This window comes from Streptomyces sp. Act143, from assembly GCF_003143935.1.
Classification (GTDB): Bacteria; Actinomycetota; Actinomycetes; order Streptomycetales; family Streptomycetaceae; genus Streptomyces.
The window spans coordinates 1,927,613-1,950,570 of the sequence record NZ_QFRX01000001.1 but is presented as its reverse complement, the minus strand read 5'-3'; the positions used below and the strand labels follow the sequence as shown (position 1 = coordinate 1,950,570).

Genomic DNA, 22,958 nt, shown 5'->3' with positions numbered 1-22,958 from the left:
CCTGGACCTCCCAGGCCACCTCGACCACGCAACTTCACGAAAAGGAAGCAGACATGAGTGAAAAGCCGCTCGCCGGAATCAAGGTGATCGACTTCACCGGGGTCCAGGCCGGTCCCGCCTGCACGCAGATGCTCGCCTGGTTCGGCGCCGACGTCCTGAAGGTGGAGCGCCCCAACGGCGGCGATGTGACACGCCGTCAGCTCAGGGACATCGAGGACCTCGACGCGCTCTACTTCACGATGCTCAACAGCAACAAGCGCTCCCTCGCCATCAACACCAAGACCGCCGAGGGCAAGGAGGTGCTGGAGAAGCTCATCAGGGACGCCGACGTCCTGGTGGAGAACTTCGCGCCGGGCGCCCTGGACCGCATGGGCTTCACCTGGGAGCGCATCCAGGAGCTCAACCCGCGCCTGATCTTCGGGTCCGTGAAGGGCTTCAACGACCAGTCCTCCTGGAACGACCTCAAGGTGTACGAGAACGTCGCCCAGTGCGCGGGCGGCGCCGCCTCCACCACCGGCTTCTGGGACGGCCCGCCGACCATCTCCGGCGCCGCCCTCGGCGACACCAACACCGGGATGCACCTGGCGATCGGCATCCTCACCGCGATCATCGACCGCGGCAGGACCGGCAAGGGCCAGAAGGTCTCCGTCTCCATGCAGGACGCGGTCCTCAACCTCTGCCGCGTCAAGCTGCGCGACCAGCAGCGCCTGGAGCGGGTCGGGCACCTGGAGGAGTACCCGCAGTACCCCAACGGCGAGTTCACCGACGTCGTCCCGCGCGGCGGCAACGCGGGTGGCGGCGGCCAGCCCGGCTGGGTGCTCAAGTGCAAGGGCTGGGAGACCGACCCGAACGCGTACATCTACTTCACCGTCCAGGAGCAGAACTGGAAGCGGACGGCCGAGGTGATCGGCCACCCCGAATGGGCCGAGCACCCCGAGTACGCCACCGCGCGCGCCCGCCAGTCGCACATCTTCGAGATCTTCGCGGAGATCGAGAAGTGGCTGGCCGACAAGACCAAGTACGAGGCGGTGAACATCCTGCGCGAGTGGGAGGTGCCCTGCGCCCCCGTGATGAGCATGAAGGAGATCGCCTACGACGAGGACCTGCGCCGCAGCGGCACGATCGTCGAGGTCGAGCAGAAGGAACGCGGCACGTACCTCACCGTCGGCAGCCCGGTGAAGTTCTCCTCCTTCAAGCCCGACATCACCGGCGCCCCGCTGCTGGGCGAGCACAGCTCGGAGGTCCTGGTCGAGCTGGGCTACGACGAGGAGACCATCGGCCGCCTGAAGGAGAACGGCGTCATCGTGTGAGCACACGGAACCGAGCGGGGCCGTTGCCGCGAAGGCAACGGCCCCACTCGGTCGCGCGCCGACCGGTTCAGACGGCTGCCTCGGCGCGCCGCCGCATCAGCTCCCGCTCGCGCTCGCGGCGCGCGGTGACGTCCCGGATGACCGCTCCGCAGTACATGCCGCCGTCGGCGGCCGGCAGCATGACCACGCTGAACTCGATGGAGATCCGGCGCCCGTCCGCCGTCAGCGCCGGAACGTTCAGCAGGTCGGCGTCCCCGTACCTGCTGGTGCCGCGGGCCATGGCCGCCTGGAAGCCGTCCCAGTGCCGCTTGCGGTGCTTCTCGGGGATGATGACGTCCAGACTTCGGCCGTCCACCTCGGCCGCCGGGAACCCGAAGATGCGCTCCGCGCCCTGGTTCCAGTAGCGGATCAGTCCTTCGCCGTCGATGATCACGATGCCGTCGGGCGCCTGGGCGGCCATTGCCAGGACCACCTCGGGATGCAGATCTTCCATGTCGCCTCCGAGCAGGGGCAGTTGGTGCAGAAAGTATACGGCCGATCGTATACAGGATTCCATGCCCGCGCGGCGTGAACCGCGGTCATGGCTGAGGCGGGACCCCTGCGGCGCAGGGGGCGCTCCCCGCCGCTCAGGGTCCCGCCGCCGTGCCGCGGGGGGCCGGTCAGCCCAGGGCGGCCGCGGCCCGTAGGGCGATGCGGCCCGCTCCCGCGAACACGCTCATGGGGACGCCTCGACGTCCGCCGTCCAGTGTCGACGAAATATTGTCTACAGGATGGAGTGGGGGGCAGCAAGGCTTTCGGCCACCGTGGCCCGTCCGACGTGCCCAACTGGCCTCCGCCGCACGCAACTCCCGGTCGCCCGCGCGTTTGTGCGCCGTAGACTGTAGGCGAAAGCCAATTCATAATTGCCTCCTGCACGCAGCGACGACGCTGACGAGGAGGGGCCGACATGTTGTCGACGACAGGCCTGCCGCAGGGAGCCGTGCCCAAGCTCGAACGCCCCGGACCGCTGCGCGACCGTGTCTACGAGGCACTCCTCGAACTCATCACCACCCGCGCCCTCCAGCCCGGCCGGCACCTGGTCGAGAGCGAGCTCGCCGGGCATCTCGGTGTCTCACGGCAGCCCGTGCGCGAGGCGCTCCAGCGGCTCAGCACGGAAGGGTGGGTCGACCTGCGCCCCGCCCAGGGAGCCTTCGTGCACGAACCGACGGACGAGGAGGCCGACCAGCTCCTCACCGTCCGCACCCTCCTGGAGGCCGAGGCCGCCCGGCTGGCCGCGGCCAACGCCGGTACGGCGGCCATCGCGGCCCTGGAGGAGCTGTGCGCGGAGGGTGAGCGCGCCGTCGCGGCCGACGACGTGGACGGCGCCGTCGCGACGAACGCCCGGCTGCACGCGAAGATCATGGACCTCGCGGGCAACGCGGTCCTGGCGGAGCTGGCCGCCCAGGTCGACCGCCGGGTCCGCTGGTACTACACGCCGGTCGCGCGGCAGCGCGGCCGCCAGTCCTGGATCGAGCACCGCGAACTGATCGCGGCGATCGCGGACCGTGACGAACGGCGCGCGACCGAGGCGATGCGGGCGCACACCGAGCACACGCGGAAGATGTACCACCAGCGAGGGGAGCGGCAGCGCGAGGAGTGACGCCCCGCTCACGCACGGTCCCGCTTCCGGCCCCCTCGGGCCGCCCTGCCAGGGCGACCGCCCGGCCTGCGGATATGCAGGTGAAAGGCACTCCGAAAGCTTGGTATTGTTGTCCATGTCGCCGCGGGGAACGCCCCGGCCGGGCGGCAGACACCTGGTCCGGGTGGCGGAATGGCAGACGCGCTAGCTTGAGGTGCTAGTGCCCTTTATCGGGCGTGGGGGTTCAAGTCCCCCCTCGGACACCAGCTGAGACCCCTGATCTTCAGGGGTCTTCTGCTTTTCCGGGGGCCGGTCGTCCGTCACGCGGTGCCACCGCGGTCACGGAAAATCACATGCCCCGCCGCCGGCCGCTTCCCTACACTCGCCACGCACCGCACGCCGCCGGGAAACAGCGGCGTGCCGTACGACGAGATCCGTGACGAACGAGGGGAGCCCGGCCGTGTGTGACCGTACCGCCGCCGTCGCTTCCCGTGCGCGCTACGAGGTGATCCTCGTGTCCCCTGGCGTCCGGTGCCCGCTGCGCGGCCGGTACCGGATGCCCGTGCCGATCGACGCCTGACGCAACGTCAAGTGCCGTATTCCGTACGGGAATCGCGCTGCCCTTTTCACGGAACACCTCGAAAGGCCCTGGGCCGTGCGCACTCGCATCAACCCCCTCACCACCGTCCGCAACCTGGGCATCCTCGCCCACGTCGACGCCGGCAAGACCACCGTCACCGAGCGGATCCTGTACGCCACCGGCACCACGCACCGGCGCGGCGAGGTCCACGACGGTACGACCGTCACCGACTTCGACCCGCAGGAACGCGACCGCGGGATCACCATCTTCGCGGCGGCGATCAGCTGCGCCTGGGACGGCCATCGGATCAACCTGATCGACACCCCGGGACACGTCGACTTCGCCGACGAGGTGGAGCGCTCGCTGCGCGTCCTGGACGGCGCGGTCGCGGTGTTCGACGCCGTCGCGGGCGTGGAGCCGCAGAGCGAGTCCGTCTGGCGGCAGGCCGACCGGTACGGCGTGCCGAGGATCGCCTTCGTCAACAAGATGGACCGCGCGGGCGCCGACCTCGACGCCGCCGTGGCCGCCATCCGGGAGCGACTGCACCCGGCACCCCTGGTCGTGCAGCTGCCCATCGGGGCCGAGGACGCCTTCCACGGGGTCGTCGACCTGGTCCGGATGCGCGCTCTGACCTGGGGCGACGGCGGCGACATGGTCGTAGGGGAGATCCCGGAGGAGCTGGCCGGTGAGGCTGCGCGGCGGCGCCGGGTGCTGGAGGAGGCGGTGGCCGAACTGCATCCGGGGGCGCTGGAGGAGTTCTGCGCCCGCGCGGCACTCGACGCGGGCACGCTCGGCGAGGCGCTGCGGGACCTCACGCACTCCGGCGAGGGCGTCGTCGTGCTGTGCGGCTCCGCCTACCGCAACCGCGGTGTCGAACCGCTGCTCGACGCACTCGTGGCGTATCTGCCGTCCCCGCTCGACGTACCCGCGGTGCGCGGCACCGGCGAGAGCGAGGGGCAGGAGCGGCCCGCCGACCCGGCGGCACCGTTCGCGGGGCTGGTGTTCAAGGTGAACGCCACCCCCACAGGGCGGCTGACCTACCTCCGGGTGTACTCCGGGACGATCGAGAAGGGAGACGCCGTGTGGGACTCGGGCGTACGGCGCACCGAGCGCATCGGACGCATCCTGCGGGTCCGGGCCGACCGGCACGACCGGCTGGAGCGGGCGGTCGCCGGGGACATCGTGGCGGTCGTCGGGCTGAAGGCGGCCCGTGCCGGGTCGACCCTGTGCGCGCCGGACGCCCCGCTCGTCCTCGAACCGCCGAGCGTCGCCGAACCGGTGGTGACCGTGGCGGTCGAGGCCGTGCGCTCCACCGACACCGACCGGCTGGCCCAGGCCCTCGCCCGGCTCGCGGAGGAGGACCCCTCGCTGGTCGTCCGCACCGACCCGGAGACCGGCCAGACGGTGCTGTCCGGCATGGGCGAGCTGCACCTGGAGGTCGCGCTGGAGAAGGTGCGACGCGATCAGGGGCTGGACGTCAACGCCGGGCGGCCGCGGGTGGCCCACCGGGAGACCGTCGGTCGCGGGGTGTCCGGGTTCGTGTACCGGCACGTCAAACAGGACGGCGGGGCGGGGCAGTTCGCCCATGTCGTCCTCGACGTGGAGCCGCTGGACGGCGACGCCGGGTTCGTGTTCCGCTCGACCGTCGTCGGCGGACGGGTGCCGCAGGAGTACGTCCGGGCGGTCGAGGCCGGCTGCCGGGACGCCCTGGCCGAGGGACCGCTCGGCGGTCACCGCGTCACCGGGCTGCGCGTCACCCTCACCGACGGCTCGACCCATGTGAAGGACTCCTCCGACACGGCCTTCCGTACGGCGGGCCGCCTCGGCCTCCGGGACGCCCTGCGCGCCTGCGCCATGGTGCTGCTGGAACCGGTCGCCGAGGTCACGGTCACCGTGCCGGACGCCGCCGTCGGCGGCGTGCTCGGTGACCTGGCGGCCCGGCGCGGCCGGGTCACCGGCTCGGCCGCGCGTGCTGGTTCGGCGGTCGTCACGGCCACCGTGCCGCTCGCCGAACTCTTCGGCTACGCAACCCGGTTGCGCAGCCGGACGCAGGGCCGCGGCACGTTCACGGCCCGGCCCACCGGCCATGCGCCGGCTCCGGCCGTCACACCGGTCCGGTGACCGGGACGGCGGCCCCTCCCGTGGTCGGGCGGGGCCGCCCCCGGGTTCACGGGTACGACACCACCGTGGACGGCACCGTCGACGGCCCCGACGTGGGCGCCCCGGTCTCGTTGATGACGTGCTCGTACTGGCCGTTGCCCCCGAGTGAGACCACCAGCAGGTCGTGGAAGCGCACCCCCGGCCGGTCCGGGGCGGCGAAGCCGTGGTGCTGCACGATCGTGGGGTCGACGTTGTAGTAGCAGTAACTGCCCAGACCCCAGCCCTCGTGCGCGGTCACCGCGTCGCCGACCCGGTAGGCCGCGTACCCCTTGACCGGGCCGTTCTGGATCGCGGCCTGGTTCGGGGCGTCGTAGGCCTTCTCGTTCTGGAAGAAGATCGTGCGGCCCCGCTCGCCGAACCACTGGACGTCGTACTTGTTGAAGTGCTCCACGAACAGGCCGGTGGCGAGGACGTCGGAGCCGTTGACGACCACGCCGTAGTCCGCCCGGTTGGTCTCCCAGCCGACGCCCTCGCCGTGGTCGGCGCGCCAGACCCAGGTGTGGTCGACGATGGTGTGCCGGTTGTTGACGACCATGGAGGTCGTGGCCTTGCCCGCGCCCGCGCCGCCGATGCGGACGAACACGTCCTGCACGGTGGTGGGGTTGGCGGAGTGGTCCCGCCACGCGCCGCGCGGGCCGACCTCCAGCAGGGTCGCCGAGTTGACCGGCCCGGCGTCGATCAGGAAGCCGGCCAGCCGGACCCCGTCGACGTCGGCGACCTTCAGGGCGGTCACGCCGTTGTCCGGTACGAGGGTGGCGTAACCCAGGCCCAGCACCACGGTGTTGGCGCGGTTCACCTGGACCGGCCGGTCGAGGTGGTAGATGCCCGGCGTCAGCAGCAGGTGCAGTCCCTGGGCGAGGGCCTGGTTCAGTGTCGCCGCGGTGACGCCCGGCTTGGCGACGTAGAACCGCGACAGGGGGAGCGAGGTCCCGCGTGGAGTGCCGTTGCCCCAGGTCACTCCGCGTGCGTGGGTGCGCAGGGACGGCAGGAAGACGCGGTACTCGCTGCCGCTGACGAACAGGAAGGGCTTCTCGCGGGAGACGGGGGTGGTGTCGAGGGTGGTGTACGGCGGGTTCGGGAAGCTCTGTGCCGGGGCGCCCTCGACGCCCGAGAACACCATGTTCCAGACGCCGTTGAGCCAGCTGCCGATGGCGCTGTCCCTCGTGTACCACTGCTGCTGGGAGTAGGGGCCGATCTGGCCGTCGATGCGGCTGTCGGCGATGTAGCCGCCGCTGGCCCAGCCGTAGCCGGAGGGAGCGAGGTCGAGGCCGCCGCGGACGTGCATCCGGCGGAACGGGGCGGCCTGGGCGACCGCCCAGCGGTTGGTGCCGTTCGCCGGGACCAGTGCCAGGTTCTCCGCCGAACGCCAGAAGTTCTGCGTGGCGTTGCCGCCGAACCAGCCCGCGTCGACCGTCACGTCCCCGTTGATGGTGGTGTCGTCGGGGGAGAGACCGAGGCCCGCGATCGAGGTGTAGAAGCCGAGTTGGGCGTTGAGGCCGTGATAGGTGCCGGGCTTGAACAGCAGGGCGTAACGGCCGGTGCCGAACTGGGCCGACTCCTGCTGGGCGAAGACCGCGTCCAGCTTGGCCTGGATGTCGGGGGTGCTCGGGTCGAGGACCAGCACGTTCGGGCCGAGGTCGCCGCCTCCGGGGAGGGCGTTCGGGCGGCCCCAGGACGGGGTCGCGGACAGGGCGAGGGCGGTGGGGACCGCGGCGCCGAGGACGGTTCTGCGGCTGAGCGGGGACGGGCTCATTGGGCGGCTCCTTGTGCAGGAAGTCCTTGTTCAGGAAGTGAACGGCCAAAGGGTTGGGAGCGCTCTCTCGCCGAGGGATGCTTCAGTGTTCAAACGCGGACGTCAAGGGGTGTCGCCGAGTTCAACAAGTGCTGTTCAACCCCTTGACGCGCCGAACGCGTGGCGTTTAACTCACGTCCTAAATTAAGCCGTGAGTGCATTCCCTGAAGGGACACCAGGAGCCATGCGCAGCATCCGAGCCGCGGCCGTAGGCGCCGTCACCTTGTCTCTCGCCCTGGCCGCATCGGCCTGCGGAGGCGGTTCGTCGACCGAGGGCGGGTCCAACGACTCGCCCAAGACGCTCACCTACTGGGCCTCCAACCAGGGGGCGAGCGTCGAGGTCGACAAGAAGGTCCTCCAGCCGGAACTCGACAAGTTCAAGAAGCAGACCGGCATCGAGGTGAAGCTGGAGGTCGTGCCCTGGTCGGACCTGCTCAACCGCATCCTCACGGCGACGACCTCGGGCCAGGGCCCCGACGTCCTGAACATCGGCAACACCTGGAGCGCCTCCCTCCAGGCGACCGGCGCACTGCTGCCGTGGGACGCGAAGAACTTCCAGGCCATCGGCGGCAAGGACCGGTTCGTCGACTCCGCCCTCGGCTCCACCGGCGCGACGGGCAAGGACCCGGCCGCGGTGCCGCTGTACTCGATGGCATACGCCCTCTACTACAACAAGAAGATGTTCGCCGACGCGGGCATCGCCCAACCGCCCACCACCTGGGCCGAGTTCGTCGAGGACGGCAAGAAGCTGTCCAAGGGCGGCAAGTGGGCGCTCGGCGTGGAGGGCGCGAACCCGTCGGAGAACATCCACCACGCGGTCGTCTTCGCCAAGCAGCACGGCGGCGACTTCTTCACCGCCGACGGCAAGCCCGACTTCACCAACGACGGGGCGGTGGCCGGCGTCAAGGAGTTCGTCGACCTGATGGCCAAGGACAAGGTCATCGCGCCGGGCAACGCCGAGTACGCGCAGAACCAGTCGGTGAGCGACTTCGCCAAGGGCAAGACCGCCATGCTGCTGTGGCAGTCGGCGTCGGCGAACCTCAAGTCCCAGGGCATGAGCGAGGACTCCTTCGGCATCGCCCCGGTGCCCGTGCAGTCCGGCTCCCCCGGCACCGGCACCGGCGTCAACTCGATGGTGATGGGCATCAACCTGGCCGTCTTCAAGAACTCCGACAACGTCGACGGCGCGAAGAAGTTCGTGAAGTTCATGACGAGCGACGCCGAACAGAAGATCCTCAACACCGCCTACAGCTCCATCCCGCCGGTCAAGGGCGCCCAGGCGGACGCGGCCTTCAACACCCCCGCCAACGGCGTCCTGAAGAACACCCTCGCCACCAGCGCGGTCGCGGCTCCGCAGGTCGCCGACGAGTCGCAGTTCGAGACCGCGGTCGGCACGGCCATCAAGGGCCTGTTCGCCGACGCTGCCGCCGGTCGCGCGGTGACCACCGAGTCGGTGAAGGCGGCCCTGGAGAAGGCCCAGGCGCAGATGCCGGCGGCGTGACCCGGATGACCAGTACCGTCGAACTCCCGGTGCGCAAAGGGAAGTCGGGCGAGCAGGCGGCGCGTGGACCGCGCCGCCGCGGCCCCGGCCGCATGCGCCGCATCGGACTGCCCTATCTGCTCCTGCTGCCCGCCCTGATCCTCGAACTGCTCGTCCACCTGGTGCCGATGGTCATCGGCATCGTGATGAGCTTCAAGGAACTCACCCAGTTCTACATCCGCGACTGGGGCGCCGCCCCCTGGGCCGGACTCGACAACTTCCGCATGTCGGTGGACTTCGACGCCCCCGTGGGCGAGGCCCTGCTGCACTCCTTCTTCGTCACGGTCGGCTTCACACTCGCCTCCGTCGGCCTGTGCTGGCTGATCGGCACGACCGCCGCGATCTGCATGCAGGACGCCTTCCGCGGCCGGGGCCTGCTGCGCGCGCTGTTCCTGGTGCCGTACGCACTGCCCGTCTACGCGGCCGTCATCACCTGGGTGTTCATGTTCCAGCACGACAACGGCCTGGTGAACCACGTCCTGCACGACCAGCTCGGCCTCACCGACAAGCCGTCCTTCTGGCTCATCGGCGACAACAGCTTCATCGCCCTGCTCGTCGTGTCCGTGTGGAAGGGCTGGCCGTTCGCCTTCCTCATCGTGATGGCCGGACTCCAGAACATCCCGAAGGAGCTGTACGAGGCGGCGGCCCTCGACGGTGCCGGAATGTGGCAGCAGATCCGCCGCATCACCTTGCCGTCCCTGGGCGCCGTCAACCAGGTGCTGATCCTGGTGCTGTTCCTGTGGACGTTCAACGACTTCAACACGCCGTACGTCCTGTTCGGCAAGTCGGCGCCGGAGGCCGCGGACCTCATCTCGGTCCACATCTACCAAGCCTCCTTCGTCACCTGGAACTTCGGCACCGGCTCCGCGATGTCCGTACTTCTGCTGCTGTTCCTGCTGCTCGTGACGGGCGTCTACCTCGCCCTCACCTCACGCGGACGGAGGGCCTCGCATGCCTAGTTCCCCCATGGCTCCACCGCGGTCCTTCCTGTGGACCCGGCGGGCGTTCCTCACCCTGCTGGCCGGCTTCGTCCTGCTGCCGGTGTACGTGATGGTCTCCAGCTCGCTGAAGCCGCTCGCGGACGTCACCGGCACGTTCCGCTGGATACCGAGCGAGGTGACGTTCCAGCCGTACATCGACATCTGGTCGACGGTCCCGCTCGCCCGGTACTTCGTGAACTCCCTCATCGTGGCGAGCGCGGCGGCCGTCTGCTCGGTCGTGATCGCCGTCTTCTCGGCCTACGCCGTGAGCCGCTACGACTTCCGCGGCAAGCGCGTCTTCACGGTCACCGTCCTGTCGACGCAGATGTTCCCCGGCATCCTCTTCCTGCTCCCGCTGTTCCTGATCTACGTCAACATCGGCAACGCCACCGGCATCGCCCTGTTCGGCTCGCGCGGCGGGCTGATCCTGACGTATCTCACCTTCTCCCTGCCGTTCTCCATCTGGATGCTGATCGGGTACTTCGACTCGGTGCCGCGCGATCTGGACGAGGCGGCGCTCGTGGACGGCTGCGGCCCGCTCGGCGCGCTTTTCCGGGTGGTCGTGCCGGCGGCGATCCCCGGCATCGTCGCCGTCACCGTCTACGCGTTCATGACGGCGTGGGGCGAGGTGCTGTTCGCGTCCGTGATGACCAACGACACCACCCGCACCCTCGCCGTCGGGCTCCAGGGCTACTCCACGCTCTACGACGTGTACTGGAACCAGATCATGGCGGCCTCGCTGGTGGTGAGCGTGCCCGTGGTCGCGGGCTTCCTGCTCCTCCAGCGCTACCTCGTCGCCGGGCTGACGGCGGGCGCCGTCAAGTGACCACTCCCGGGACCGTCAGCCGACCCCAGCCCCGAGAACGTTAAGCGACCACTCCTGAAAGGACCTACGTGACCATCGATCTCGCAGCACTCCCGCACGACTTCCTGTGGGGCACGGCCACAGCCGCCTACCAGATCGAGGGAGCCGCGGCGGAGGACGGCCGGGCGCCGTCGATCTGGGACACCTTCTCGCACACCCCGGGCAAGGTGGCGAACGGCGACACCGGCGACATCGCCTGCGACCACTACCACCGCTGGCGTGAGGACATCGGCCTGATGGAGCAACTGGGCGCCAACGCCTACCGGTTGTCCATCGCCTGGCCGCGCGTCGTGCCCGGCGGCGACGGCCCGGTCAACGCCAAGGGCCTCGCCTTCTACGACGAGTTGACCGACGCACTGCTGGCGGCCGGCATCACCCCGTCCGTCACCCTCTACCACTGGGACCTGCCCCAGGCCCTCCAGGACCGCGGCGGCTGGCCCGCACGCGAGACCGCCGAGCACTTCGCCGCGTACGCCTCGGTCGTCGCCGAGCGGCTGGGCGACCGGGTGCACCACTGGACCACCCTCAACGAACCCCTGTGCTCGGCCTGGATCGGCCACCTGGAAGGGACGATGGCGCCCGGCTGGACCGACCTCACGGCGGCGGTCCGGGCCTCCTACCACCTGCTCCTCGGCCACGGCCTCGCCGTCCAGGCCATCCGCGCGGTGGCCCCCGGCGCCCAGATCGGCATCGTCAACAACCTCTCCACCATCCACCCCGCCACCGACCGCCCGGAGGACCTGCGCGCCGCCCGCCGCATGGACGGCCACACCAACCGCTGGTGGCTTGACCCGGTCCACGGCCGGGGCTTCCCGGCGGACATGCAGGAGGTCTACGGCGTCGAACTCCCGTCGAAGGCGGGCGACTCGGAGGTCATCGCCGCCCCGCTGGACTGGCTCGGCCTGAACTACTACTTCCCGCAGACCGTCGCCGACGACCCCAAGGGCCCGGCCCCGTACGTCCGTTCCGTCCGCCGCGACGGCGTTCCCCGCACCGGCATGGACTGGGAGATCGACGCGAGCGGCATCGAGACCCTGCTGCTGCGCCTCACCGACGAGTACGGGGCGCGAAGGCTGTACGTCACCGAGAACGGCTCTGCCTTCCCGGACGTCGTACGCCCCGACGGCACCGTCGACGACCCCGAGCGGCAGGACTACCTCACCCGGCACCTCGCCGCCTGCGCCTCCGCCGCCCGCAAGGGCGCCCCGCTGGCCGGCTACTTCGCCTGGTCGCTGCTCGACAACTTCGAGTGGGCCTACGGCTACGACAAGCGCTTCGGGCTCGTCCACGTCGACTACCGGACCCAGACCCGCACGATCAAGGGCTCCGGGCACCGGTACGCGGAGATCATCCGCGCCCACCGGGGGCGGGAGCGGCACGCGGCGTAAGCGCCGGATGGGGGGGCGAAAGTCCCTGGTCATCGGGGTCCTAGGGCGGTTCGTGGTCACGCCCTAGGACCCTGACGTCCCGTCCGCCGCGGGAGGAGGCTGAAGAAGCAAGGACAACCTCCTCACCACCAGGAACAGCCATGCCTGCCGTACAGGAAGCGACGACCACGGTCGCCGGGCGGTCCTATGACCTCGCCCAGTACCGGCCCGGCCGGGACATCACCGACTGGGAGCCCGAGAACGAGCTCTTCTGGAACTCCGTGGGCAGGAAGGTCGCCCGGCGCAACCTGTGGATCGCGGTCCCGGCCCTCCTCGTGGCCTTCGTGGTGTGGCAGGTGTGGAGCGTCACCGCCACCAACCTCGCGGACGTCGGCTTCGGCTTCTCCACCTCGCAGCTGTTCTGGCTGACGGCGATCCCCGGCCTGACCGGCGGTACGGCCCGGATGATCTACACCTTCCTGGGCCCGAGGACCGGCCAGCGCACCTTCACCGCGCTGTCCACGGTCGTCCTGATCGTCCCGCTGATCTGGCTGGGGTACGCGATCCAGGACACGTCCACGTCCTTCGCCACCATGGCCACGATCGCCGCCCTGTGCGGCATCGGCGGCGCCAACTTCTCCTCCTCCCTCGCCAACATCGGCTTCTTCTTCCCCAAGAGCGAGAAGGGCAACGCGACCGGCATCAACGGCGGCCTCGGCAACCTGGGCGTGTCGGTGGTCCAGCTGCTGACCCCGATCGTCATCACCAGCTCGGTCATCGCGATCGGGTCCGGCCAGACGAACGCGCAGACCGGCGAGACGGTGTACCTCCAGAACGCGGCCTTCGTCTGGGTCCCCGTGCTGCTCGTCCTGGCCGCCCTCGCCTGGTTCGGCCAGAACAACCTCAAGACCGCGTCGACGTCCTTCGCGCAGCAGAAGGCGATCTTCCGCCGCAAGCACACCTGGGTGATGACCTGGCTGTACGTCGGCACCTTCGGCTCCTTCATCGGCTTCGCAGCCGCCCTGCCGATGCTGATCAAGACCACCTTCCCCGCCTACTCCGTCGCCGCCTACGCCTGGATGGGCCCGGCCCTCGGCGCCCTGGCCCGCTGGGCCGGCGGCTGGATCGCCGACAGGGTGGGCGGCGCCCGCGTCACGATCCTGTCCTTCGCCGGCATGGCCGCCTCGATCGCCGGCGTGATCACCTTCCTGCCGAGCGGCGGCGACGGCGGCAACTTCGCGGGCTTCTTCGCCTGCTTCCTCGCCGCGTTCCTCTTCTCCGGCATCGGCAACGGCTCGACCTTCCGCCAGATCCCCGTGATCTTCCGCAACAAGCACCTCAAGGGCCTGACCGAGGGCACCCCGGAGTACACCAGGGCCCTGCGCCGGACCGAGACGGAAGCGGGCGCGGTCACCGGCTTCACCGCCGCCGTCGCCGCCTACGGCTTCTTCTTCATCCCGGCCCTGTTCGCCAACTTCGCGGTGACCAGCGCGATGTGGGGCTTCGTGGCCTTCTACGTCACCTGCATCGCGGTCACCTGGTGGTACTACGCGCGGAACGGCGCGGAGTCGCCGAGCTGAGTGTCGTACCCCCGCAGCGGGGCCGGGCGGACCGACCGCCCGGCCCGTTGTCAGTGCCGCCTGTCATGATCCCGGACATGCTCTACGACGACTTGGCGCGGGCGTTGACCGATCCGGCCTTCGAACTGGACGCCCGGTCCGCCGACCTGGCGGCGCTCACCGACGAGCAGCTCGGTGACCTGCTCCCGGCCGCGCACCGGGTGCACCACACCGATGCCGCGCCCGCGACCTGGCGGACGGCTCTGGCGGTGCGGCACGCGGCCGAGGCACGGCAGCCGCGTTTCACACCCGACGCCTGCCGACGGCTGTTCGAGGCGCTCGTCGAGCAGATCCGGCACAGCGAGCCGGGGGTGAACATCGTGCCGGGGGTGACCGCGCTGACGCACTGCACCGGCCCCTGGCCCGACCTGTCCGGGCCCGCGCGCGCCCTGACCGAGAGCCTGCTGGGACGGCAGGGCGGCACGCACCCGTACTCGCTGTTCCTGGTCGCCGGTCTCGCGGACGACGAGACACGGCGGGCGGTCGCGGAGCGGCTCGGCGAAGGACCCATCGCCAGGGCGGAGATCGACGTCCTGACCGGCCTCACCCCGGCCGAGCGGGCGGTGGCGGCCGAGCTCGACCTCGTCAACACGTACATCGAGCCGGAGTCGACTCCTGCCGTGTGGCAGAAGCTGGCCGACCTCCCGGCCTACGCCGACTTCGCCCAGCGCGCGCTGGAAGCAGCGGCCGACCGCGCCGACGGCATCCAGTCCGGCGAGATCCCCTACCGCTCCGACAAGGCGTTCACGGCACGGGAGGTCGCCGTGCTCGGACAGGCCGCGCGGGTGGCGCTGCTGCGGGACGAGAAGTGGCTGCCGGAGGTGTACGAGCGGTTGCTGCCCGGCATCGCGGTCGCGCCGACGGCGGCGCGGACGGTGCCGTCACAGGCACTGCTGTACGAACTGGTGCGCGCCGCCAAGGAGTTCCCGACCCCGGAGGCGGTCACCGCGATCCGCACCGCCCGTTCGGTCACCCGGCACGCGGGCGTGCCCAAGCAACTCGACAAGCTGCTCAAGAAGGTCGAGGCGGCCCTGGCACAGCGGACGGAGGTGGCCCTGCGCCTGCCCAGGCTGGGCTTCGACGAGTCCGGGGTGCTGCGCAGGCCGGCGGGTGACGGCTACGCGGCCGTCGTCACGGTCACGGAGACGGCCGAGCTGACGTGGGAGAAGGACGGCCGGCCGCTGCGCGGCGTGCCCGCTCCGGTCCGCCGCGACCACGGCGAGCTGGTGAAGGAGGTGCGGGACCTGGTCAAGCGCGTCGACATCCAACTGAGCACGCTGGCGCGCGCCTTGGAGGGCGGTCTGCCGGTCGGTGCCGCGCACCCCTACCGGTGGTGGCGGACGGAGCTGGCCGGGCACCCCCTCGCCCGGTCGGTGGTGAGCGGCCTGATCTGGGAGGTCGAGACGGCGCCGGGCGAGTGGCGGCCGTTCCTGCCGGCGACGGACGACCTGCCCGACGCCCCCGACGACGCCTCCGTGCGCCTGTGGCACCCGATCCGCGCCGACGCCGGCACGGTGCGGGCGTGGCGGGACCGCCTGGTCGACGCGGAGCTGCGGCAGCCGTTCAAGCAGGCCTTCCGCGAGATCTACCGGCTCACCCCGGCCGAGGAGGAGGCCCGCCTGCACTCCAACCGCTTCGCCGCGCACCTCGTCCACTACCGCAGGATGCGCGGACTGTTCCGGGCCCGCGGCTGGAGCAGTCGGCTGCTCGGGCCGTGGGACTGCGGAGACGGCGACGAGGCGACGCGTGTGCTGGTCTCGGGCCGTTGGCGGGTTCGCTTCTTCCACTCCTTCGTGGACTGGGCCGACGACGACCCGGTGGCGTCGACGGACTGGATCCGCTTCGACCACCGGGTGGACGGCCGATGGCGTCAGGCCCCGCTGACCGAGGTGCCCCCGCTGGTCTTCAGCGAGGCGATGCGCGACGTCGACCTCTTCGTCGGCGTGACCTCCATCGCCGCCGACCCCGACTGGACCGAGCAGGGCCCGGCCCGCGCCTACTGGGAGCGCGCCGGTTTCGCCGACCTCACCGAGACCGCCGAGGCCCGCCGGGACGCCCTCGCCCGCATCCTGCCCCGCCTGAAGATCGCCGACCGCTGCACGCTGGACGGCCGCTTCCTGATCGTCCGCGGCGACCTGCGCACATACCGCATCCACCTCGGCTCGGCCAACATCCTGATGGAGCCGGACAACGCCTACCTCTGCATCGTCCCGTCCCGCACCAGGATCACCAGCAGGATCTTCCTGCCGTTCGAGGACGACCGCCTTGCGGTGATCCTGAGCAAGGCGGTGCTGCTCGCGGCGGACGGCGAGGTGACCGACGCGGCCATCCGCGCGCAGATCGACGGACACGCCTGAGGCGGCCGAGGGCGGGCGCCGGTGTCAGCAGTCCCTGAACTCCGGCGACTGGTTCAGGATCTGCGACCGCAGGGACGTGAAGCGGGCGTACGTCTCGCCGGTCTCCGCGCCCGGGCGGAACGCCGCCACCCGGTGGCAGTTCTGGAAGGCCAGGGTCACGTCGAAGTGGCGTTCCAGGCTGCCGCGGATGGCGTCGCTGGCGAGGGCGCGGAGGAGTTGGCCGCGCTCCTTCTCGGACGGGGGAGGGGTCTGGTTGTCGGTGAAGTCGGCCGTGCCGGACCTGAGTTCGGTGGCGAGGGACGCGATGAGGTCGTAGGCGTAGGGGAGGGACGTGCGGACGGTGGCCACGAAGTCCTCCTCGCGGACGGCGCCCTGTTCGGCTTCGGCGAGGAGCTGAGGGGAGACGTCGAGAGACATGGGGGTGCTGGTCCTGTCTGTGCGATGAGATGAGGTGCTTTGAGACGAGGTGCGATGAGGTGAGGCGAGGTGAGAGGGGAGGCAGGGGACGGTGGTCAGGGCTGGGTGATGCGGCCCGGTACGAACTCCGGGTCCACCTGGGCCGCCAGGTCCGCGCCGGCCCAGGCGCGGGTGTTGCGGAGGTGGAACTCGACCGCGTGGCGGTGCAGGGTCGGCCAGTCGCGTGGGCGGGCGTCGACCGTCTCGCGCAGGACGTTCAGGGCGTGGTGGTTGTGGGGTTCCAACTCGCCCCGGCTGCGGCCCTGTTCGGCGGCGCGGACGTAGGGGGACTGGATGAGGTGGGTCAGGAGGTCGTCGCCCACCTCCTCCTTGAGGAAGAGCAGGTCGTCCTCGCCGGTCACCTTGTTGCCGACGACGGCGACGCGGATGCCGAACTCCCGGGCGTGGTCGCGGTACTGGCGGTAGACCGAGACGCCCTTCCGGGTGGGTTCGGCCACCAGGAAGGTCAGGTCGAAGCGGGTGAACAGGCCCGACGCGAACGCGTCCGCGCCGGCCGTCATGTCGACGACGACATACTCGCCGGGGCCGTCGACCAGGTGGTTGAGATAGAGCTCCACCGCGCCGAGCTTGGAGTGGTAGCACGCCACGCCGAGGTCGCTCTCGTCGAACTCGCCGGTCACCATCAGCGGTACGCCGCCCACGTGCCGGACGTGCCGGGCGTGGATCTCGTCGTCGCCGAGCAGTGACAGCAGGCGCGAGCCCCGGCCCGGCGGGGTCGTCTTGATCATCGCGTCGGCGGAGGCGATGCGCGGGTTGGTGCCGCGCAGGTAGTTCTTGAGGGCGGCCAGATGTGCGCCCAGGGGAGGTGCGTCCAGGGGCGGGCCGGTGTGGCCCAGCGCCTCGGCCAGGTGCTGGTTGATGTCTCCGTCCACCGCCAGGACCGGTGCGCCGGTCCGGGCGAGGTGGCGGGAGAAGAGCGCCGACAAGGTCGTCTTGCCGCTGCCGCCCTTGCCGACGAAGGCGATGCGCATCAGCGGCACCTCACTCGGACACCTAAGGCGTTTTTGAAAATGGATGTCATGTCGGTAGGTTTTAGGGGTGCCGACGATCACTGTCAAATCGGGCGACGACCGAGGCCGCGAAGGGTGGCAATCAAGGCCGAACCGGGGTGGTGATCACCTGGCTTCGCTTAATGCATATGATGTGCAAGTGCGTGACTACAGCATCAGGGCCGCGGGCCCGGACGACCTCGACGGCGCGCGAGCCGTCATGCTCGACACCGTCTACCGCGACTTCGGCACCGGGTACGTGCCCCGCTGGCACGGCGACATCATCGACCCGGCCGCCGCCTACCTGGCCCCGTCGCGCCACACCCTCCTCGTCGCGATCGACCCGGACGGCGGCGAGATCGTCGGCACCGCCGCCCTCGACGCGCGCGGCCCCGCCCACCCGCCGAACCCCCGCCACGTCGCCGAGCGCTACCCCTCCGGGCAGACCGCTCAGGTGCGCCGGGTCTACGTCCGCCCCGAGCACCGGCGCCGCGGCCTCGCCCGGCGGCTGGTAGCCGAACTGCTGGCGTTCGCCGCGGCCGACGGCGCCTACCGCGCCGTATATCTGCACACCGACCCGTTCGTCCCCGGCGCCGAGGCCTTCTGGCGGTCGCTCGGCAAGCTCGTGCACGACGAGCGCGACGACCCGGACGGCGGCAACGGTGTCCTGCACTTCGAACTCCCGATGGGACGGTGACCGGCCGATGCGCCGCCTCCGACTGCTCTCCGCGCTCCTGCTCGCCCCCGTCCTGACGGGCTGCTTCGCCTCCGAGGGCGGCGACGGCTCGACCGACGACGAGGGCGACGGCTCCCGGCTGCGGGCCGCCCTCGCCTTCCCGCCCGCGGAGAACCTCTCGCCCTACGGAGCCGACGCCACCATCCTCAGCCGGCTCGGCGTCACCGAGGGACTGACCGCCCTCGACGCCAACGGCGCCGCCGCCCCCGCCCTCGCCTCGTCCTGGCGCCGCGAGAACGACCGCACCTGGCTGTTCACCCTGCGCGAGGCCACCTTCCAGGACGGCACCGAGGTCACCCCGGCCGCGGTTGCCGCCTCCCTCACCCACGCGACCAAGGCCAGGCCCGCCCCGGCCGCCCTCGCCGGCGTCACCCTCACCGCGCAGGCCGACGGCGGTACGGGCGTACGCGTCACCACCAAGGACCCCGACCCCGTCCTGCCGCTGCGCCTGTCCAGCCCGAGCCTCGCCGTCCTCTCCGCCAAGGCCTACACCGGCGACGACGGCGTCGACCCGGCCGGCCACGCCACCGGCCCCTTCGAGCTGACCAAGGTCATGGGCGCCACCGCCGCCACCCTCGACCGCTTCGCCGACTACTGGGGCGGCCGGGCCCAGGCCGCCGGGATCGACGTCAAGTTCGTCGCCGACGGCGCCGCCCGCGCCAACGCCCTGCGCACCGGCCAGGTCGACCTCGCCGAGGCGATACCCGTCGCCCAGGCCGCCACCCTCGACAAGGGCCTGCGCAGGGCGACCGCCACGACCCGTACCACCAGCCTGCTGCTCAACACCGGGTCGGGGGCGTTCAAGAACGCCGGACTCAGGGCCGCCGCCCGCGCCGCCGTGGACACCTCCGTGTTCGCCCAGGACGTCTACGAGGGGTACGCGGACGCCGGCACCGGCATCTACGGGCCCGCCGTCACCTGGGCCGAGGGCAAGCGCACCGCACCCACCGGCCGGGCCCGGGCCGCCGATCCCGACGGGACCGCCCTCACCCTCGCCACCTACGACAACCGGCCCGAACTCCCCGAAGTCGCGCAGGTGTTGAAGCAGCAGTTGGAGAAGGCGGGGTTCACGGTCGACCTGGAGGTGCGGGAGTACTCGCGGCTCGAAACCGACGCTCTGGACGGGAAGTTCGACGCCTTCGTCCTCGCCCGCAACACCCTCGTCGACACCGGCGACCCCGTCTCGGTCCTCGCCTCCGACTACACCTGCGACGGCGGTTACAACATCGCCCAACTCTGCGACCGGGGCGTCGACAAGGCCGTCGCGCGGGCCGAGTCCGTCACCGACACCGACGAACGGCAGGACGCGGCCATGGCCGCCGAGGCCGAGATACTCGGCACCGACGCCGTCGTCCCCCTCGTCCACCAGCAGATCATCACGGGCGTCGGCGACACCGTCCGCGGCGCGCTCCTCGACCCGTACGAGCGCACCCTCGTCGGCATCGGCACCCGGCGCTGACGCATGCGCGACCGAGCTGCCGCGCTGCTGTGGCGGACCGGGATCGCGGGCGCCCTCGTCTGCGCGATCGGCCTGCTGCCCTGGCTGACCCGCACCGACCCGGCGCTCACCGTGCTGAAGGCGCGGTCCGCCGAACGCGACCCCGACCCCGCGGTGCTCGCCGACATCCGGGCCCAACTCGGCCTGGAGGACGGCCCGTTCCACCTCCTCGGCGGGTGGCTGGGCGGGCTGTGGCGTGGGGACGCGGGGCGGTCGTGGATCTCCGGCGACCCGGTCACGCCCGACGTGCTCCGGGCGCTCGGCGCGTCCCTGCTGCTGATGGCGGTGGCCCTCGCGGTCGCCGCGGTCACCGCCGCGCTGATCTGCGCCCGCACCCTGTGGCTCGGCGCCCACCGCCGACTCGGCGGACGCAGGGCCGGCGGCGGTTCCGCCGTCCTCGCGGCCCTCCCCGAGTTCCTCACCGCCTCCGTCCTCGCCACCGTCGTGGGCGTCCAGCTCGGCTGGCTGCCCGCCCTCGGCTGGTACGGGCCGCGGTGGACGATCCTGCCCGCCCTCGCCCTCGGTCTGCCCGCCGGAGCCGTGCTCGGCCGGCTCCTCGACGACCTGCTGCCCGGCGCCTTCGCCGAACCCTGGGCGCTGGCCGCCGCCGCCCGCGGAGTGCCCGGCCGCGGCATCGCCCGCCAGTCCGTGCGTCGCTGCCTGCCCGGACTCCTCCCCAACACCGGCCTGTTCGCGGTCGGCCTGACCGGTGGCGCGGTGGCGGTGGAGCAGATCTTCGACATCCCCGGCCTCGGCCGCACCACCCTCCAGGCCGCCCTCGCCCAGGACCTCCCCGTCCTCCAGGCCGGCACCCTCGCCCTGCTCCTGCTCGCAGCCGCCGCCACCGGACTCGCCGCCCTCACCACCCGCCTCCTCATCGGCCCCGCCCTGCGCGACGGCGCCCTGCCGTCCCTGCATGGCCCGAAACCACCGGCACCCACCCTTCAGCCCCTCGCGTACGGCGGACTCCTCGCGCTCGTCATCGCCCTCGGGCTGCTCCGCGACCCGCTCGCCCTCGACACCGGCGAGCGCCTCCAAGCACCCTCCCTCCAGCACCCGTTCGGCACCGATGCGCTCGGCCGGGACGTCCTCGCCCGCGTCGGCCACGGCGCCCTCGACACGCTGCTGCTCGCCCTCGTGATCAGCGTCGCCGCCCTGCTGACCGGCGTGCTGCTGGGGCTGCTGCCCCGCGTGTCGGGCGCCCTCGTGGACACGATCGTCGCCCTGCCGCCGGTCCTGGTCGCGCTCCTCGTGACCGCGGTGGCCGGCGGCGGACCGGCCACCCCCGCCCTCGCCGTCGGCGCCGTCGCCTGGGCGCCCCTGGCGGCCCACACCTCCGCGCTGCTGCGTCAGGAGCGGGCGGCCCTGCACATCACCGCCACCCGCGGCCTGGGCGCGGGCCGCCGGTATCTGCTCCGGCACGAACTCCTGCCCGCCGTACTGCCGCCCGTCGTCCGGCACGCCCTGCTGCGGCTGCCGGGCGTCGCCCTCGCTCTCGCCTCGCTCGCCTTCCTCGGTCTGGGCGCCCAACCTCCCGCCCCGGAATGGGGCTTGCTCCTCGCCGAGAACCAGCCCTACGCCGAGCGCGCCCCCTGGGCCGTCCTCGCCCCGGCCGCGGCCCTCGCCCTGCTCGGCGCGCTCGCGGTGACCGCGGCGGGCGGTGTGCGGGTGCCGCGGCGGAAACGGCGGGTGCCGGTGGCGGTGCCCCAACAGCAGCCTCGTCCACAGGAATGGGTGGGAGCCGGATGAGCGCGCTGTCGACCGGCCTGCGGAAGGCGCCTGGGCGGGCCCGCCTCACTCCGCTCCTCCGGCTGCTGATCCTCACCCAACTCGCCTTCAACGTCGGCTTCTTCGCCGTGCTGCCCTTTCTCTCCGAGCACCTCGGGCAGGCGGTGGGCATGGCGGGCTGGCTCGTCGGATTCGTGCTGGGGCTCCGTACCTTCAGCCAACAGGGCCTGTTCGTGGTCGGTGGGGCGCTGGCCGACCGCCACGGCATCCGGCCCGTCGTCCTCACGGGCTGCGCGCTGCGGATCGCCGGGTTCGCCTGGCTCGGGTACGCGGAGGCGACCTGGTCGGTCATCGGGGCCGTGCTGCTGATCGGGTTCGCCGCGGCGCTGTTCTCGCCCGCGGTCGAGTCGGAGGTCGCCCGGCAGGCCGTCGTCCACGAGCAGTGCGGCGGTGGTTCGCGCACCCGGGTTCTCGCGCTGTTCACGGTGGCCGGGCAGGCGGGCGCGTTCGTCGGGCCGCTGCTCGGCGCGCTGCTGCTGTCGGTGGACTTCCGGACCGTGTGCATGGCGGGCGCCGCCGTCTTCGTCCTCGTCCTGGCCGGGCACGCGTGGCTGCTGCCCCAGCACATCCCCGGCCGGGACCGCGTCCGACTCAAGGGCGGTGTGCGGCTGTTGCTCCGCAACCGGCGCTTTCTCGCGCTGTGCTGCGCGTACGGCGCCTATCTGCTCGCCTACAACCAGCTCTACCTCGCCCTCCCGGCGGAGGTGGCGCGGGTCACCGGCTCCCAGGCGCCGCTGGCCTGGCTGTTCGCCCTGTCGTCGCTGCTGGTGGTGACCGCCCAACTGCCGGTCACCCGCTGGGTGGGCGACCGGCTGGAGCTGCGCCGCTCGATGGTCGCCGGACTGTGCCTGATCTCCGCCGGATTCGCCGTCGTGGCCCTGGCCCGCCCCGCCGACCGGACGGGACCGGCGGGCCTGTTGCCCGCGGCCGCCTTCGTCGTCCTGCTCACCTTCGGCCAGATGCTCGTCGCCCCCGTCGCCCGCGCCTGGGTCCCCGACCTCGTCGAGCCAGGCCGCCTCGGCCTCTACACCGGCGCGCTGTCCTCGGTGTCCGGCCTCATCGTCCTGCTCGGCACCTCGGCGACCGGCACGCTGCTCGACACCGGGCTGCCGGCGGCCGTTCCGTGGCTGGTGCTGGCGGCCGTACCGGTGGCGGCGATCGGGTTGCTGCCGCGCCGGTAGGTCCACCGTATGGACGTCAGGGCGGAGGCCGTGGTTGCCGGCACCCCGTCGATCCGCCCTCCCGGCCCGACCGAGCCGCAATGCAACGGCTCAACGGCTCA

General features: G+C 71.5%; 17 protein-coding genes and 1 tRNA gene. 14 read left to right on the top strand and 4 right to left on the bottom strand.

Annotated features, from left to right (window positions below):
- Positions 1–53 precede the first annotated feature (53 nt).
- A complete protein-coding gene (gene frc, locus DI272_RS08710; protein WP_109494789.1) occupies positions 54–1,310 on the top strand; it encodes a formyl-CoA transferase in 1,257 nt (418 codons plus the stop codon).
- A 67-nt stretch (positions 1,311–1,377) separates the two neighbouring features.
- On the opposite strand, the gene DI272_RS08705 is transcribed toward frc, so the two are convergent.
- The gene (locus tag DI272_RS08705) at positions 1,378–1,803 is read right to left on the bottom strand and encodes a PAS domain S-box protein (RefSeq protein WP_109494788.1); all 426 of its coding nucleotides are present in this window, start codon (positions 1,801–1,803) and stop codon (positions 1,378–1,380) included.
- A gap of 453 nt (positions 1,804–2,256) precedes the next feature.
- Between DI272_RS08705 and DI272_RS08700 the strand changes: the two genes are divergently transcribed.
- From DI272_RS08700 to fusA, 3 genes are all read left to right on the top strand, one after another.
- A complete protein-coding gene (locus DI272_RS08700; RefSeq protein WP_109494787.1) occupies positions 2,257–2,949 on the top strand; it encodes a GntR family transcriptional regulator in 693 nt (230 codons plus the stop codon).
- 157 nt (positions 2,950–3,106) lie between these two features.
- A tRNA-Leu gene (locus tag DI272_RS08695) sits at positions 3,107–3,194 on the top strand.
- Positions 3,195–3,583: 389 nt separating this feature from the next.
- A complete protein-coding gene (gene fusA / locus DI272_RS08690) occupies positions 3,584–5,629 on the top strand; it encodes an elongation factor G (RefSeq protein WP_109494786.1) in 2,046 nt (681 codons plus the stop codon).
- Positions 5,630–5,675: 46 nt separating this feature from the next.
- Here fusA and DI272_RS08685 read toward each other — a convergent pair whose 3' ends face one another.
- Positions 5,676–7,421 carry a coagulation factor 5/8 type domain-containing protein gene (locus DI272_RS08685; RefSeq protein ID WP_109494785.1) on the bottom strand — a complete coding sequence of 582 codons (1,746 nt, stop codon included), beginning with the start codon at positions 7,419–7,421 and terminating at the stop codon, positions 5,676–5,678.
- Positions 7,422–7,644: 223 nt separating this feature from the next.
- On the opposite strand from DI272_RS08685, the gene DI272_RS08680 reads away from it, so the two are divergent.
- From DI272_RS08680 to DI272_RS08655, 6 genes are all read left to right on the top strand, one after another.
- Positions 7,645–8,961 carry an ABC transporter substrate-binding protein gene (locus DI272_RS08680; protein WP_109494784.1) on the top strand — a complete coding sequence of 439 codons (1,317 nt, stop codon included), beginning with the start codon at positions 7,645–7,647 and terminating at the stop codon, positions 8,959–8,961.
- A gap of 5 nt (positions 8,962–8,966) precedes the next feature.
- Positions 8,967–9,959, top strand: coding sequence for a carbohydrate ABC transporter permease (locus tag DI272_RS08675; RefSeq protein ID WP_109500744.1), 993 nt, complete (start codon positions 8,967–8,969; stop codon positions 9,957–9,959).
- A 7-nt stretch (positions 9,960–9,966) separates the two neighbouring features.
- A complete protein-coding gene (locus DI272_RS08670) occupies positions 9,967–10,806 on the top strand; it encodes a carbohydrate ABC transporter permease (protein ID WP_109494783.1) in 840 nt (279 codons plus the stop codon).
- A gap of 68 nt (positions 10,807–10,874) precedes the next feature.
- The gene (locus DI272_RS08665) at positions 10,875–12,233 is read left to right on the top strand and encodes a GH1 family beta-glucosidase (RefSeq protein WP_109494782.1); all 1,359 of its coding nucleotides are present in this window, start codon (positions 10,875–10,877) and stop codon (positions 12,231–12,233) included.
- 140 nt (positions 12,234–12,373) lie between these two features.
- Positions 12,374–13,792, top strand: a complete 1,419-nt coding sequence (locus DI272_RS08660; protein WP_109494781.1) for a NarK family nitrate/nitrite MFS transporter — start codon at positions 12,374–12,376, stop codon at positions 13,790–13,792.
- A gap of 77 nt (positions 13,793–13,869) precedes the next feature.
- The gene (locus DI272_RS08655) at positions 13,870–16,188 is read left to right on the top strand and encodes a DUF4132 domain-containing protein (RefSeq protein ID WP_146238314.1); all 2,319 of its coding nucleotides are present in this window, start codon (positions 13,870–13,872) and stop codon (positions 16,186–16,188) included.
- A gap of 24 nt (positions 16,189–16,212) precedes the next feature.
- Here DI272_RS08655 and DI272_RS08650 read toward each other — a convergent pair whose 3' ends face one another.
- The gene (locus DI272_RS08650) at positions 16,213–16,605 is read right to left on the bottom strand and encodes an SCO5389 family protein (protein WP_109494779.1); all 393 of its coding nucleotides are present in this window, start codon (positions 16,603–16,605) and stop codon (positions 16,213–16,215) included.
- A gap of 95 nt (positions 16,606–16,700) precedes the next feature.
- The gene (locus DI272_RS08645; RefSeq protein WP_109494778.1) at positions 16,701–17,636 is read right to left on the bottom strand and encodes an ATP-binding protein; all 936 of its coding nucleotides are present in this window, start codon (positions 17,634–17,636) and stop codon (positions 16,701–16,703) included.
- A gap of 178 nt (positions 17,637–17,814) precedes the next feature.
- Between DI272_RS08645 and DI272_RS45965 the strand changes: the two genes are divergently transcribed.
- From DI272_RS45965 to DI272_RS08625, 4 genes are read left to right on the top strand one after another with little or no spacing between them, the layout of a single operon-like run.
- Positions 17,815–18,351 carry a GNAT family N-acetyltransferase gene (locus tag DI272_RS45965; RefSeq protein WP_109494777.1) on the top strand — a complete coding sequence of 179 codons (537 nt, stop codon included), beginning with the start codon at positions 17,815–17,817 and terminating at the stop codon, positions 18,349–18,351.
- A gap of 7 nt (positions 18,352–18,358) precedes the next feature.
- Positions 18,359–19,849 carry an ABC transporter substrate-binding protein gene (locus tag DI272_RS08635; protein WP_109494776.1) on the top strand — a complete coding sequence of 497 codons (1,491 nt, stop codon included), beginning with the start codon at positions 18,359–18,361 and terminating at the stop codon, positions 19,847–19,849.
- Positions 19,850–19,852: 3 nt separating this feature from the next.
- A complete protein-coding gene (locus DI272_RS08630) occupies positions 19,853–21,637 on the top strand; it encodes an ABC transporter permease subunit (protein ID WP_109494775.1) in 1,785 nt (594 codons plus the stop codon).
- Entirely contained in the window at positions 21,634–22,857 is a 1,224-nt protein-coding gene (locus DI272_RS08625) for an MFS transporter (protein WP_181387126.1), read from the top strand. The genes DI272_RS08630 and DI272_RS08625 overlap by 4 nt, the downstream gene beginning before the upstream one ends.
- Positions 22,858–22,958: the final 101 nt, after the last annotated feature.